11 protein-coding genes are annotated in these 14,357 nt (G+C 72.1%); 5 read left to right on the top strand and 6 right to left on the bottom strand.

The window, feature by feature from the left end; translation table 11 throughout:
* Positions 1–156 precede the first annotated feature (156 nt).
* Positions 157–1,266 carry a hypothetical protein gene (locus GGE06_RS13050; protein ID WP_147321114.1) on the bottom strand — a complete coding sequence of 370 codons (1,110 nt, stop codon included), beginning with the start codon at positions 1,264–1,266 and terminating at the stop codon, positions 157–159.
* A 372-nt stretch (positions 1,267–1,638) separates the two neighbouring features.
* Between GGE06_RS13050 and GGE06_RS13045 the strand changes: the two genes are divergently transcribed.
* The 4 genes from GGE06_RS13045 to GGE06_RS13030 are packed head-to-tail and all read left to right on the top strand — an operon-like array spanning position 1,639 to position 6,141.
* Complete coding sequence (locus tag GGE06_RS13045; RefSeq protein ID WP_184930901.1) at positions 1,639–2,874, top strand: hypothetical protein; 1,236 nt, start codon at positions 1,639–1,641, stop codon at positions 2,872–2,874.
* A 36-nt stretch (positions 2,875–2,910) separates the two neighbouring features.
* Positions 2,911–3,882, top strand: a complete 972-nt coding sequence (locus GGE06_RS13040; protein WP_116162464.1) for a hypothetical protein — start codon at positions 2,911–2,913, stop codon at positions 3,880–3,882.
* Between the two features lie 51 nt (positions 3,883–3,933).
* Positions 3,934–5,103 carry a hypothetical protein gene (locus GGE06_RS13035; protein WP_184930900.1) on the top strand — a complete coding sequence of 390 codons (1,170 nt, stop codon included), beginning with the start codon at positions 3,934–3,936 and terminating at the stop codon, positions 5,101–5,103.
* A gap of 48 nt (positions 5,104–5,151) precedes the next feature.
* Positions 5,152–6,141 carry a hypothetical protein gene (locus tag GGE06_RS13030; RefSeq protein ID WP_116162468.1) on the top strand — a complete coding sequence of 330 codons (990 nt, stop codon included), beginning with the start codon at positions 5,152–5,154 and terminating at the stop codon, positions 6,139–6,141.
* A 72-nt stretch (positions 6,142–6,213) separates the two neighbouring features.
* Here GGE06_RS13030 and GGE06_RS13025 read toward each other — a convergent pair whose 3' ends face one another.
* The gene (locus GGE06_RS13025; protein ID WP_181924708.1) at positions 6,214–7,038 is read right to left on the bottom strand and encodes a DeoR/GlpR family DNA-binding transcription regulator; all 825 of its coding nucleotides are present in this window, start codon (positions 7,036–7,038) and stop codon (positions 6,214–6,216) included.
* 134 nt (positions 7,039–7,172) lie between these two features.
* Here GGE06_RS13025 and GGE06_RS13020 point away from each other — a divergent pair, with 134 nt between their 5' ends.
* Positions 7,173–9,554 carry a hypothetical protein gene (locus tag GGE06_RS13020; protein ID WP_184930899.1) on the top strand — a complete coding sequence of 794 codons (2,382 nt, stop codon included), beginning with the start codon at positions 7,173–7,175 and terminating at the stop codon, positions 9,552–9,554.
* On the opposite strand, the gene GGE06_RS13015 is transcribed toward GGE06_RS13020, so the two are convergent.
* The 4 genes from GGE06_RS13015 to GGE06_RS13000 all read right to left on the bottom strand — a co-directional run bounded on the left by GGE06_RS13015 (position 9,524) and on the right by GGE06_RS13000 (position 14,285).
* On the bottom strand, positions 9,524–11,929 hold the full coding sequence (locus GGE06_RS13015) for a right-handed parallel beta-helix repeat-containing protein (protein WP_184930898.1): 2,406 nt from the start codon (positions 11,927–11,929) through the stop codon (positions 9,524–9,526). The two genes, GGE06_RS13020 and GGE06_RS13015, sit on opposite strands and share 31 nt — an antisense overlap.
* A 214-nt stretch (positions 11,930–12,143) precedes the next feature.
* The gene (locus tag GGE06_RS13010) at positions 12,144–12,752 is read right to left on the bottom strand and encodes an Rv1733c family protein (protein ID WP_184930897.1); all 609 of its coding nucleotides are present in this window, start codon (positions 12,750–12,752) and stop codon (positions 12,144–12,146) included.
* 153 nt (positions 12,753–12,905) lie between these two features.
* Positions 12,906–13,730, bottom strand: a complete 825-nt coding sequence (locus tag GGE06_RS13005; protein ID WP_116162476.1) for an MOSC domain-containing protein — start codon at positions 13,728–13,730, stop codon at positions 12,906–12,908.
* A gap of 54 nt (positions 13,731–13,784) precedes the next feature.
* Positions 13,785–14,285, bottom strand: a complete 501-nt coding sequence (locus GGE06_RS13000; protein WP_116162478.1) for a DUF6643 family protein — start codon at positions 14,283–14,285, stop codon at positions 13,785–13,787.
* Positions 14,286–14,357: the final 72 nt, after the last annotated feature.

The raw sequence follows: 14,357 nt of genomic DNA, 5'->3' as shown, positions 1-14,357 counted from the left end.
GGGCCGGCGGCGACGACCCGCACTCCGTCCGGGCGACGCCACGCCTCCTCCGCCCGTGTGAGCCTTTGCGGCGCCGGGCGGCCCGTCAACCACGTTTCGCGACAAGGGTGTTCACGCCCGGCGAGCGCGCCTGCTGAGACGTCCCGGCGGCTGAGGTCATATCGACTGGGTTCCGTCTGCTGGGGGAGGATTCGGGCCGGGAGCGTAATTCGGCTGTTGCAGCTGCCCGGTTCCTGGATTGGCAGTGGGAATCCTCGCGAAATATATCGACTGGGCATTGCCTCCGACCAAGGTGCCCAGTCCCGCACCTTTCTTGGTGTCCAGCCCGACGAGCATTGCACCAGAATCCCCCGACTTGGCGGCCCCGCCCAAAGTCGGCTCTACGCGTATGAGATCCCTGAAGCAATAGTAGCATTGGCGGTTTTCCCCCCAGGTCTTCAATAGTGAACGAACGCTTTTGATGCGCCCTTCATGCAATCCGGTCGTCACTCCTGCGAAAGCCACATGGAGCCCATAGGCAGGCCCTCCGTGTGTACTCAGATCCGCCATCTGCGGTATCCCGTCGACGTTCGTGATGACAATGCTCTGGTTTGGCTGGGGCCAGATGGGAGACGTGTCGCCCGGTCCGATCGCATAGCTTGTCGCTTGACGCCGGGGGCGCGCCCACGCGAGGTCGTAGGTGTTGAAGTAATAGGGCCCCAAGTGGCCTACCGGGTAGCGGAAGAGGGGGTAGCTGTTCTCTATCAGCCCGATTTTCATCTCTTTCTCTGTCCACTCGCCCGGGGGCTCCAGTCCAACCCCTCCTGGGGGCTGGAAGATGAGATCCGAAGGCCTTACTTTGCTTATGGTGGGAGGGTTGCCGGTTGTGTGGCTGGTGCTGAGGACGTGACCTGAGGAAATGATCCTGGCCGGGCCGCCCCAGTCCGCGACGGTCATCGTCCCCATCAGCATTCCATTTCCGTCCTCTTTCCAGATGCCTATCCCGAGCCCGCCCCAGGCCGGACGGCTGTACCAACCCGTGAATCCTTCATGGAGGACGGGCTGTTCGACCTCTATCACATCCGTGGGTGTGAGCTCTCGCGCCGCGGAGACTCCCGGATCGGCCGTCAAGGTCTCCACGGCGGGTGGGATGTGCAGCTCTCCCGCAGAAAGGGCGGACGTCGACTTCTTTTCCAGCACCTGTACGCAGATCGCCCAGTCGCGTGTCTCCCGACCGCCGACGACCTTGTACCTCATGTCGAGCCCGACGACGTTCGGGTCGTACATCCAATGCGCCACGGACTCGTGCAAGCGCCATCTCGGGAATGCTTTCACAACACCCGTCCTTCGGAACTGCGCCGAATTCGGATCGGCTGCGGGCCCCTCAGTCCATCTACCCACCAAGTGCGGTCTCCCGCATCTTGCCGCGGGCGCACCGCCGTCCGGAGCCGACGTCCTCGTCTGCGCGTCAACTTCCCCTGCTGGACTGCCAATCGGTTCTCCCTCCGGATGCGACGGCCGCCGCGAGGGTCCACCGTGGAGAGGAGGACGACGGTGGTACCACCGGTCCGGACTTCGCCGGGGCGGGACTGCGCGGGGCGGTGGGGCTCGCTGTGACGGCCGCGCCCGGCGGACGGAAGGGACAGGGGCGTGAGAGGCATGGCCGAGAAGGTCTTCAGCATCATCGAGGTGGCGGAACAGGACGGGAAGTGGGGGTACTCGGACATCAACTTCTCCGAGCGGCGAACGCCTGATCCTCCGGATTCCGATGAGGGGCCGGCGTGGCGGCAGGTCAGTCCGGTGCCGGTCGCGGGGAGCGGGTTGGCGGCCGCGGGATCGGCCGAGGACGACCGCCGGGTCTACTACCAGGACCTCGACAGGAGCGTCGTCGGCACGGCGTACGAACCCTCGTTGCCGGACGGTCGGTGGGCCGGGTACCGGGTGTTCACCACCTGGATCGGTGCCCCCAGCGCCGATGCGGGAAGCGCCCTGGCGGTGACGGGAGAGATCGGAGACCTGCGGGTCCACTACCTCGACGACGGCCGGCTCGACGGCGGTCGCCGTCTGGTGAGGCTGGAGGAACGGTCGCGGGAGTGGACGTACACCGTGTGCGCCGACGCCCCGCGGGCTTCGCCGATCAGCCCGCTGGCCGCCGTCACCACCGGGCAGGGCGAGTACTCCTACTACCTGGACGGGCGCGGCCATGTCGTCGAGGTGTCGTGGCTCGGGGCGGAGGGCTGGTCGTCCGCCGATCTGACGGCCGGTGTCGAGGGGTGCCCGACCCCTTCTCCGCTCAGTCCGCTGACCGCGGTCGGCCGCGGTGCCGATTCCCGGCTCGTGTACTTCCTCGACGGGAACGACAGACCCGTGCAGCTGGAACACGAGGTCGTCGAGGGCACGAAGAAGAATCCCGAGGGCGGCGTGGTGTGGCGGGTGCGGAGCCTGTCCGCCTACGGGGCCCCGGCCGCGACGGCCGGCAGCCGGCCGGCGGTCCTGCTCACCGCCGAGGGACATCCGCGGCTCTACTACCTCGACGCCGACCGGATGGTGGTCGAGGTGGGTTTCAACGGCCGTGGCTGGGACGTCGACCACGCCGGCGTGAACACCGACGACGGTGCGGGCGCCCCCGCCGCCGCTGACGGCAGTTCACCGGCCGCCGTGGCCGGCCCCGACAGCGGGGCGGTCCAGGTCTACTACCTGGGCGCCGCCGACGCGGGCGCAGGCCCGCGAAAGGGCGACGACCACCTGATCGAACTGCGGGGGTCCGGGGGCGTCTGGACCGCCCGCCGCCTGGGCGCCGAGCTGGACCTGCCCGATGTCGCCACCGGTGTCCCCAGTCCGATCACCGCCATCTACACCAGCGGCCCGCGCGTCTACTACACGAGCGAGGAGTAGACGGCCCGGCTCCACGGCCGAAGGAGAAGCACCCCCATGCGCATGAACGACACCTATCGGGACGCGGTGAGCGGAACCCTCAAGTCCGAGGACGACGGGGGCCGGACGAACATGACGGTCACCAACGGCACGCCGGTACACCTGCTGGTGTACTGGGTCGGGCTCGACGGTCTGCTGTACGGCCGCAACAAGCGGACCCGCAGACTCGCCCCCGGCTACCCGGGCCAGGTCCTGGACCCCGGAGCGACCCTCACCTGGAACAACATCGACCGCTCCTACTACTTCGTCGCCAAGGTCGGGTACTCGGGCGCCTTCGCCGCGGTCTGGCGAGCCGACAGGGACAACGCCGCCGTGACGGTCACCTGCCGCGACCTGCTGGACCCGGACGACATCGGGGAGACCCCCGTGCCCACCGGCTCCATGATCATCCCGCCGAACGGGCCGAGGATCCTGGTGGGAGTGGGGGTGCTGCAGAAGGACAGGTTCGTCACCCGCGAGCAGTTCTGGCAGCGCCTGCCGAACTCCTACAGCCTCGCGGCCGGCGAGGAGAAGGTCGTCAACTACACGCAGACGCAGGGGATGCAGGACAGCTCGTCCGACACCAGGACGGTGACGGGGTCGGTCAGCACCAGCGCCAGCGCCGGCTGGGGCCCGTTCAGCGCCTCCGTCAACGCCTCCCTGAGCAAGTCCTCGACCAAGACCCAGCAGGTCACCGTGTCCACCCAGACGACCAGCTTCACGTCGAACAGCTACTCCAACGATTCGGCCCACGGCTGGCTGTGCCTGTACTGGCAACTGACCGACACCCTCACCGTGTTCGACGAGACGGGCACCCCGTTGTCATCGGTCGTCTCCGCCACGGGCCCCTCCGTCGTCTGGGGCCCCGTCAAGGTCGACACCCTGGAGAAAGAGGATCTGGACCCGCCTGCTCCGCGTGCCGAGATCCGGGACGACAGGCCCGAGATCGTCTCCCTCCGCCCGGCGCCGGAGCAGCTCCGGTCGGCCTAGGGGACAAGACGGCCCGAGGCGAGGTACACCCACCGACAGCTGGAGGAGATCATGGCGACAGCGGGCGCCCGCCCCACAGGCGTGATGCCGGGTGGCGGCTACACGGCGGTCATCGAAGTGGCCCAGGAGCCGGACGGCTCGTTCCAGTGGACCAACCTCAACATCGCCGCGGCCGGCGACGAGGGGCGCGGCATTGCGAGACCCGCCCCCTTTCCGGCCCTGACCAGCGGATTCGTCGCCATCGGATGGGGATCGGACAGTCGGTGCGTCTACTACGCGGACACCGACGGCGCCATCATCGAACTGAGGACCGACGGAAGCGCCTGGGGCTACAAGAACCTCACCAGCCGCATCGGGGTTCCCGTGGCCGCGTGGAACAGTCCGTTCGCCGTCGCCGGGACGCGGTCCAGGACGATGATGCTCTACTACGTGGAGGAGGACGGCAATCTCGTCGTCATGAAGGCCAGGGGCACCTGGACCTTCATGGTGAAGCGCCGCATCCCCAAGGTCCCGGCGTACAGCCCGCTGGCCGCGTTGCAGAACGGCAGGGGCCGTTTCGTCTACTTCTTCGACAAGCACCATCACGTCATCGAGGTGGAGGGCTTCGGGCAGCCGGTGACTAGGATCACCGATCTCACGGCCTTCGCAAAGCTCCCCTCGGCCTCCCCGCTCAGCGGGCTGACCGCCGTGGGGTGGGGCAACGACCGCCGGCGCGTCTACTACGCGGACACCGACGACAACCTCATCGAGATGATGGGTTACGGGGACGAGAAGAACACGTGGCGGTCGCAGAACCTCGGCGGGAAAGGCGTCAGACAGCTCGAGGACGGAAGCCCGCTCGCGGCCGCGCCGGCCGACCGTGCCGTGGAGGGCGTCGCCCTCTGCGGCCGGGCAGCCGAACCGCTCTGGGCGAAATCCGGGTCCGGCTGGGACACCCAGGACATCTACACGACCCGGAAGGGAGCCCGTCCGGTGGTGGCCGCCAACAGCTCCGTCGCATGCGCGGCGAGCACCGACCACCGCCCCTGGGTGTCCTACGTGGACGAGGACGACCACCTCGCCCTGTGGAGGGGACCGGAGTCGGACCGGCAGTGGTGGGACCTGACCGCCGATCTGAAACTTCCGGCCCCCGCCGGGGTGGCCCCGCAGGGACCGTTGGCCCTCGTCCACACCGAGCGGGGCCCACGCCTCTACTACCTCACCGACGAACCCGAATTCTGAGTGGCTCTGCCTCGCGCGCGGATGCGCGGCAGGTGATCGGAGCTCACCATGCGCATGAACGACAACTACCTGGCGGCCCTCGACGGGACCCTCGTCTCACCCCCCAGGAAGGCCAGGGCCTCGGTCCTGGTCATCAACGACCTCACGATCCCCCTCGACATCTTCTACGTCGACCAGGCCGGCGACCTGTGCGGGCCCGACACCGACGGGAACTGGACCGCGGGTCTGCCGGGCCTCGTCATGGGGGCCGACGGCGACAACGCCGTGATCACCGGCGACTGCTGGGCCGAGAGCTACTGGCTGGCCAAGTCCCACTACTCCGGTGCCTTCGCCGCCGTCCTGCAGAATCCCGGCGGCAAGAGCACCATGACCTTCTCGGGGTTCGACCTGCTGGACCCCAACGACATCGGACCGATCCCCGAGCCCAGCGCGGACATGCTCGTCCCGCAGGACGGACCGAGTGTCCTGGTGGCCACCGGTCTCGTCCAGCACGGCACCACGGCCCGCACCCCGGTGACCACGTGGGCGGACGACCAGGCCGCGCTCGGTGTGGCCGTCACCCGTGAACAGTTCTGGCACTGCACGGGGGAGTCGTACAGCCTCGCCCCGGGGGAGACCCGGACCGTCAGCTACACCGTCAGCCAGGGCGTACAGGAGAGCAGTTCGGACTCCGAGACCACCAACGCGTCCGTCGGCGTGAGTGCCGGCGCCGGATGGGGGCCGTTCAGCGCGTCCGTCTCCGCCTCCCTGAGCGAGTCGTCCACCACCAGCCAGCAGCTCACCGTGTCCACGCAGACGACGTCCTTCGTCTCCAGCACCTACCAGAACCTCGGTGAGCACTCCGAGCTCAACTTCTTCTGGCAGCTGACGGACGTCGCCACCGTCTACGACGAAGACGGCCGGCCGCTGTCCTCCGTGGTCTCCGGTGAGGTCCCCTCCGTCGTCTCCGGCCCCTGGAACGTCAAGGAGGTCGAAGGGGACAGGAGGAAGCGCAAGGTGGAGAGAAAGGCAGGTCACGACCGCCCGCCCCAAGGGTGAGGAGGCCCGGCCCGACCGGAGGAGGCAGAGACGGGCGGCCACGACGGCGGGGCGCAGGCCGCAACGCGGGGCTCAGGACTGCTCGTTCGCCACCAGCAGGCCCGGTACGTACTCCGTCACCTCGGACCGGACGCCGTCCGGCAGGCCGCGGTCCGTCACCCACGTGTCGACCTCGTCGAGCGTCGCGAAGGAACTCAGGCCCACCGTCCCCCACTTGGTGTGGTCCGCGACCAGCACGACCCGGCGCGCCGAGCGCATCAGGCACGTGTTGGTCTCGGCCTCCGCCAGGTTCGGCGTGGACAGGCCGGCCTCCACCGACACGCCGTGCACGCCGAGGAAGAGCAGGTCGAAGTGGAGCGAGCGGATCGCCCGGTCCGCGACCGGACCCACCAGCGCGTCGGACGGCGTGCGGACCCCGCCGGTCAGGACGACCGTCGCCGCCCCGCGCCGCGCCTCGCCCCCGCCGCCCGTCTGCTGCGCCTCGTGGAACACGTCGGCGACCCGCACCGAGTTGGTCACCACCGTCAGGTCCGGCACGTCGAGCAGGTGCCGGGCGAGCGCGTAGGTGGTCGTCCCGCCGGACAGGGCGATGGCCGTGCCCGGCGCGACCAGGGCCGCCGCCGTGCGGGCGATCTCGTCCTTGGCGCTCGGTTCGAGCACCGACTTGGCCTCGAAGCCCGGCTCGTGGGTGCTGGCCTCCGCCACCGGAACGGCCCCGCCGTGCACCTTGGCGACCATGCCCTGCCGGGCCAGCGCGTCCAGGTCGCGGCGGATCGTCATGTCCGAGACGTTCAGCCGGCGGGTGAGTTCGTTGACCCGCACACCGCCACGCCGACGTACCTCGTCGAGGATCAGGGCACGCCGCTGCTCGGCGAGGAGGTTCTGGTTGTCAGTCACCGCCGGGGCCGGTCCTTCCGCAGGAGACAAGGGGATGAGTGTCGGATTCGGTGAGAGTCCGTGCGCGGTCGCACGGCCGTCCGCGATCCTGTTGCCGACGTCGCATCTTCCCACTCTGAGAGGAAGTCCCCTCAGTGTCCCCTGCCACACCTGCCCCGCAGAGCGGGGGCGCGGCGCTCGAACTCCTCGTCCACGGAGTCGGCGGAGCCACCCCCGAGTCGATGCTCGACGACCCCAGGACCGTGCGGGTCACCGGCGACCGGACCGCCGCCATGTACCGGCGCGGCGAGGACCTCGACGCCGAGGAGCATCCCGAGCGGTACGCGGCGCGCCCCGTCCCGGAGGCGTACTGCTGGTCCAACCTGACCTCGGGCGACGGCGCCCGCGCCCTCTGGCTGCTGCTCCTGCCCTTCATGGTGGCCAACCTGGCGCACTGGATGCGGCCGCCCGCCCAGGGCAGGCCGGGCCTCGTCCGGCTGTACGGGGTCCTCGTCCGGCTCGTCGCCCTCACGCTCACCGTCCTCCTCACCGCCGCCGCCTGCGAGGTGGCGCTCGATCTGACGGCCTGGCAGTGCGCCGCCACCACCGCCTGCACCGACGCCTACTCCTGGCTCGGCTTCCTCTCCGCCGACCGCGGCGGCTGGTGGTCCGTGCCGGGCCGCCGCCTCGCCCTCGCCGCCCTCGTGCCCACCGCGCTCGTCGGACTGCTCTGGTACCTCTCGAACCGGACCTGGAGCGCGTACGAGGCGCAGCGCCCGCCCACCGGGTACGACGCCCCCGTCGTGGAGCCCCAGGCCGACACCGAGGCCGCGGACGCCGCCGAACCGGCGGGTCCCGTGGAGCTCCGCCCCGCGCTGGGCCGCCCCGGCTTCTGGTACGGCCGCCGGCTCGTCGCCCGCCTGAGGGCCGCCCACACCGCCGCCGGGTTCCTCACCGTCGCCGCCGCCCTCGTCACGGCCACCACCCGCCACGACGCCGGCGCCCCCGGCCTCCTCACCGTCCTCGGCTGGGCGCTCCGGGCGGCCGTCGCCGTCCTCGCCGTCGTCGTGCTCTGGGTGGTCTGCCGGCGCGGCCGCAGCGAGCGCCGGCTCGACCTGCGCGTCGAACGGGCCCTGGTCTCCTGGCTGCCCGCCGCCTCCCTCGCCGTGCTCGCGCTCACCGCCGTGCACGCCGGCTGGTCCCGGCCCGGCTGGACCTCCTCCGGAACCCTCCCCGGTGACGCCGTGTTCGGCGCCCTCACCCTCGTCCAGGGCGGCCTCGTCGTCGGGCTCGGGGTCGTCGCCCTGCTCCTCCAGCGGCCCCGCAGGGACCCCCGTACCGCCCTGCGCGGACTCGGCGGGCCCGCGGTCGCCATGCTGGCGTGCGCGCTCGGCGGCGTCATGTCCGGGGGAGTGGCGCAGCGCGTCGCCGACTGGCTCGACGGGTCGGCGGGCCGGGATGCGGTCCGGATCGGCCCGCCCGTCCTCCTCAGCTGGCAGGCCTCGGTCATCCCCGTCCTCCTCCTGCTGCTCCTCGTGCCCGCCGCCCTCCTCGCCGCCCGGACCGTCCTGGACGCCCGGCGCCTGCGTGCCGCCGTCGAGGCCGACTACGACGCCGCCGACGAACCCGACCCGGTCCGTACGGGACAGATCGCGGCCGGCCGGGCCCGCGCCTCGCTCACCGACTCCGCGCCCGTCCTCGTCGGCGTCGTCTCCGGCGCGACCCTGCTCCTCGGGGCCGCGTCCGTCGCGGGCGCCTGGGCCAGCGGAAACGTCCCGGGCCGGGCCTTCGACGGGGCCCACCCCGCGATCGCCTCCCTCGCCTCCGTCACCCAGGCCCTCGGCTCGTGGATGATCGGCTTCGGTTTCCTGCTCTTCGTCACCTGGGGCCGCCGCGCCTACAGGGACGCCTCCGCCCGCCGCACCATCGGCATCCTCTGGGACGTCGGCACCTTCTGGCCCCGAGCCGCCCATCCCTTCGCGCCGCCCTGCTACGCCGAGCGCGCGGTCCCCGACCTCACCTGGCGGATGAGCTCCTGGACCCGCAGCACCGGCGGCCGGCTCGTCATCTCCGGGCACTCCCAGGGCAGCGTCCTGGCCGCGGCCGCCGTCTGGCAGCTGCAGCCCGCCACCCGGAGCCGGGTCGCCCTGCTCACGTACGGCTCACCCCTGGAGCGGCTGTACGGCCGCTGGTTCCCCGCCTACTTCGGGCCCGAGGCGCTGCGCGGCCTGAACCGCACGATGCACTGCTGGAGCAATCTGTACCGCTCCACGGACCCGATCGGCGGTCCCGTCCGGGTCCCCGCGGAGGACGGCCGTCCGGCCGTCGACGCGGCGGTGCTGCTCGACCCCGTCGCGTACGGCCGCACCCGCGAACACCCGCTGCCCGAACCGATCCTGGCCCACTCCGACTACCAGGCCGATCCGGCGTTCGCCCGCTGCCGCTCCGCGCTCCTCGACCGGCTCCCGCCGGCCCTTCCCCACCAGCGCACCGAGACCGTCGCCGATCAGGGGAGGTCGGGCAGGTCCTCCGGGTAGAGCAGGGTCAGGTCGTCCGTGCTCGCCTCGGCGAGCACGGCGACCCGGCCGGCGTGCCGCTCCACCATCGACTCGAAGGTCCCCCGCGCCGTCCGGCCGTTGCCGAACGCCGGGCCCTTGGGCAGCTTCTCGAAGTACGTGAGGAGCGCTTCGTCCGTGCCCGGGGCGAGCCGGTACTCGTGCTCGTCGGCCTGCTGGCCGACGATCCGGAGCAGTTCCTCCGGCTCGTAGTCGCCGAAGGTGATGGTCCGCGAGAAGCGCGAGGCCACTCCCGGGTTGACGGTGAGGAAGCGCTCCATCTCCGCCGTGTACCCGGCGACGATGACCACCACCGCGTCCCGGTGGTCCTCCATCAGCTTCACCAGCGTGTCGATGGCCTCGCGGCCGAAGTCCCGCCCGGAGTCCTCCGGCGACAGCGCGTACGCCTCGTCGACGAAGAGGACGCCGCCGCGCGCCCGGTCGAAGGCCTCCTGCGTGCGGATCGCGGTCGAGCCGATGTGCTCGCCGACCAGGTCCACCCGGGAGACCTCCACCAGGTGCCCGCGCTCCAGGACCCCGAGCGAGGCGAGGATCTCGCCGTACAGCCGGGCGACCGTCGTCTTGCCCGTGCCCGGGTTGCCCGTGAAGACCAGATGGCGGCGGACCGAGGCGGCCTTGAGGCCCGCCTCCTGGCGCCGGCGCCCCACCTCGATCATGTTGGTGAGGGTCCGCACCTCCAGCTTGACGCTCTCCAGACCCACCAGGGCGTCCAGCTCGCCGAGCACGTCCTGCGAGGAGCGGGCCTCGGGGGCGGGCTCCGGCGCGGCCGGCACCGCCACCGGGGGGCGCGGCGGGGGCACGGTGCCGAGCAGCCCCGCCGACTGCGTGGCCGTCAGGACCGTGCCGCCGTCGGGCACGGAGGAGCGGACGGCGCTCTCGTCGCTGGTGCAGTCCTCCGCGCTCGCGCCCTCCTCGGGGAACTCGTAACCGCCGCGCGCGCACCGCTCCGTACGGCATTTGCGCAGGGTCGTCCGGCAGCCGTCCGTGACGTGGAAGCCGTACCCTCCGCTGCCCGTCACCCGGCAGCCGTGGAAGGAGCCGCGGCCCTCCGCCGACACGTAGAAGCCGGCCTCGGCGGGCGAGGTGACCACGCACCGGTCGATCGTGGGGTCGGCGCCCTTGGTGACGATGACGCCGGTCTGCACCGAGTCGATCGTGCAGCCGCCGAGGGTGCCGCCGCTGCCGTGGTCCCGGAACCAGGCGCCCGTGGAGGCCTCCCGGATCCGGCAGTCGTCGAGCTGGGCCGTGGCCCCGTCGCTCACCGACACCGCCGTGTTCCGCACCTGCGTCAGATCGCTGTCGACGACGTCGACGCGCGAGCCGCGGTCCAGGACGAACAGCGCGTCCGGGACGTCGTGCACCCGGCAGGCGTCGAGGACGGCGGTCGCCCCGTCGCTCACCCACACCGCCGGGTAGTCGCCCGTACTGTCGTGGATCTCGCACTGGTTGGCGTCCACCCGCGTCCCCGGGTCCCACACCGACAGGCCGTTGCGCCCGAAGCGGCGGACGGTCGACCGGGTCAGCGTCAGGACCGAACGCGAGCGCAGGTCGACCGCGTTCTCCGGGACGTCGTGGATGTCGCAGTCGGAGAGCGTGAGCACCGCGTCCGTGTCGAGCGTGATGCCGTCCGCCGAGGTGCGGTGCACGGAGGAGTCGGTGAGGTGGGCGCTCGCGCGGGCCGCGATCTGCAGACCGGCGCCCTTGATCTCGTACACCTCGCAGCCGACGCCCTCCAGGCCGCTGCCCTCGCCGGACACGGCGATCCCCGCACCGGAGGCGTGGTGCACCCGGCAGCGTTCGAGCCGCGGATGCGCGCCGCCGCGCACGGAGACGCCCGCCTGCCCGGCGGAGACCACCTCGCACTCCTCGAACACCCCGCCCGCGCCGTCGAGCACGGCGATGCCGACCCCGGCCGGATTGTCGACCGTGCAGCGGCGGGCCGTCGGCCGGCCGGCGCCCCGCACCTCGATCCCGGCGGCCGAGCGGGTCATGATCCGCAGGTCGAGCAGCTCGGGCGTGCCGTCCTCGACGAGCAGCGCGGGCGCGGCCACGTCCTGCCCCTCGATGTGCAGGTCCTGCACGGTGACGGAGGCGCGGAGGGTCAGGGGCACCCCGTCCGGGGGCGCGATCCGCACCGAGCCGACCCCGCCCTCGGGGCCGCGCAGGGTGACGGCCCGTCGGATCACGAGGTTCTCCCGGTAGGTGCCGGGCGCGACGGTGAGGACGTCCCCGTCGCCCGCGGCCTCAAGGGCGGCGGCGAGGGAGGGGTACTCACCCGTGCGGCGCCGCCACCGCGATGTGCCGGTGTGCGTCACCTGGACCGTGCCCTGTGCCATGGGTGTGTCCTGCCCCCGCCTCATGCCTCGCCGCTGATCCGATGCCCCACCGTAGCGCGCGCGGCGCCGCCGGGTTGACGGGTCGCCGGCCCCCGGGCGTACCGGGGGCCGACCGCCGCCCGGGACGCGTCACCGCCGGTCCGGGGCGGTCCGGACCGGTCGGACCCGGTCGTGGACCGGTCGAACTCGGACGCCGCGCGGCCGTGCGGGCGGGTCAGCTCCCCGTCCCCGTACGGCCCCAGTCGGGACCCGCCGCCGCCCAGGCGCGGTCGAGGCGCGCGTACCTCCGCAGCACCAGTCTTCGGACGGCGAGGCGGCGGACGAGCTCCACCAGGAGACCGGCGAGGAGCGCGGCCGTCAGACCGGCGATGAACGCGTGCGCGCGAGCCGTCCCCGGCTGCATCGGCGGCGCCACCGGGTGCCCGCCCCGGTCCGTCCAGAGCCGGAAGGAGGCGCCGGGCGCGGAGTGCTGCCGGGCCGTCGCCACCGTGCCCGTGCGGGCCGAGCCGTCCGGTGCGGTCCAGCGGGCCACGACCGAGCGCCGCAGCCGCTCCTCCCCGGCGGTCTCGACGGACTTGGGGCCGCTCACGGGCCCGTCGGCGAGCCGCACCACCCGGGCGGTCGTCGGCAGCCGCTGCGCCTGCTGCGTACGCACCGCGCGCGACAGCGAACCGTACGCGGAGGAGCCGGCCACCCAGCCGGTCAGCGGCACCAGGAGGCAGAGCAGGACGATCGCCGCGAAGGCGACCCACGCCTCGGCGAGATCAGTGGTCCGGCGCAGGGGATTGTGCCGCCAGCGCCAGAGTCCGGTGGCTGCGCGCACGTCTGGACCCCCTAGTTGTACACCGCCTCGATGTTCACCATGCCTCCAACGAGTGTGCCCCGGGCCCGGGTTCCCCGCCTGTCGGGCCGGGGAAAAGTGATGCGGGACCGGTGGCCGGCGGTCCGGTCGGTCCGGTCAGTCCGGTCAGTCCGGTCAGTCCAGGATCTTCACCGCGTCGCCGACCCGGACCGTGCCGGTGTGCTCGGGGACGAGGTTCTGGCCGAAGTTGACCCGGCCGTCGCTCGTGCGGTGCTTGGCGAGGGTCCGCAGCGGCTCCTTGCCCCGCTCGGCGGTGAGCTGGTCCGTCGTGGTCACGACGCAGCGCCCGCAGGGCCTGGCGACCCGGAAGGTGACCTCTCCGACGGCGAGCCGCTTCCAGCCGTCCTCCGCCCAGGGGGCGGTTCCCTCGATCACCAGGTTCGGCCGGAACCGGTTCATCGGCAGCGGGCCCTCGTCGGCGTGGTCGCCCTGGGCTATCAGCGAGTTGAGGGCGTCGAGCGAGGCGGTGGTGGTGACGAGCAGCGGATAGCCGTCCGCGAAGCTCACGGTCTCGCCGGGCAGCGCGTAGTCGGGGTCGACCGGCCGCCGGTGCTCGGGCGCGTCCATGTGCACGAGCCGTACGTCGCTCTCCAGGTACGCCGAGAGCCAGGCGGCCGCGGCGGGGTCGGCCGGGACCGCCTCCACGAACTTGTCGAAGATCTCCACCGCGACCGTGGTCGAGGAGTGCGGTACCTCGACCTCCAGCCTCGCGTGGCCCGGAGCGGACAGGGAGACCCCGCCGCCCGGCAGCGGCTCCGCCGTGGCCAGCGCCATCCGCGGGTGACGGCGCTGCGTCACCACCTTGTTCGCGGCGTCGACGACGGTCCAGCGGCGGTCCGCGGCCAGCCCCCACGGCTGGACCTCGGCCTCCGTGCGGGCCAGCGCGCGCATGGCCTTCACCGGGTGGATGTGGACGGAGCGGAGCAGAGGAGTGGACATGCCCTCATCCTGCCAGCCGCCCCGGCCCTCCCGTCGGCCGCTGCGCAGAGCTTGTCAGTAACCTCCACCCTGGTAAGGACGGTTGTACGGGTCGTCGTACGGCGCGGGGGCCGGAACCGGCGCGGGCCGGGGGGCCACCGGGCGCATCGCCTCGTATCCGGCGGCGGCCGGGCGGGGCTGCTGCGGGTACCCGCCGCCCGGGTAGCCGCGCGGGGCCACCGGCTGCTGCGGGATGTACGGCGTGGGGGCGTGCTGCATCGGGACGGGCGCCATCTGCGCCGCCGGCTGCGGGTAGCCGTAACCGCCGCCGTACGCGGGGGCGGGCTGCGGGCTGGGCGCCGCCGGCAGGGCGGGCAGTGCCGCGGGGAGCGCCGGCAGGTAGGAACCGCTTCCGGCGCCGGCGTAACTGCTGCCGGTGTCGTAGGCGGCGGGCACTCGGATCGGGGCGATCTGAGGCGTGCCCCGCTCCGCGACGAGGGAGTCGTAGATGGGGGTGTCCGGGAAGGACGGCGCGGTGTGGTAACCGCCTCCATAGGTGGAGCGGGGGGAGGTCATGGCACATAAGTTAAGCCCACGATGTGCCGGTTGGGGAGCCCCCATCTTCGGGTCATCCGATTTACGCTGTTT

The sequence above is a fragment of the Streptomyces nymphaeiformis genome, assembly GCF_014203895.1.
Lineage (GTDB): Bacteria > Actinomycetota > Actinomycetes > Streptomycetales > Streptomycetaceae > Streptomyces > Streptomyces nymphaeiformis.
The sequence above is the reverse complement of the archived record's forward strand: the minus strand, read 5'-3'. Positions and strand labels throughout refer to the sequence as shown.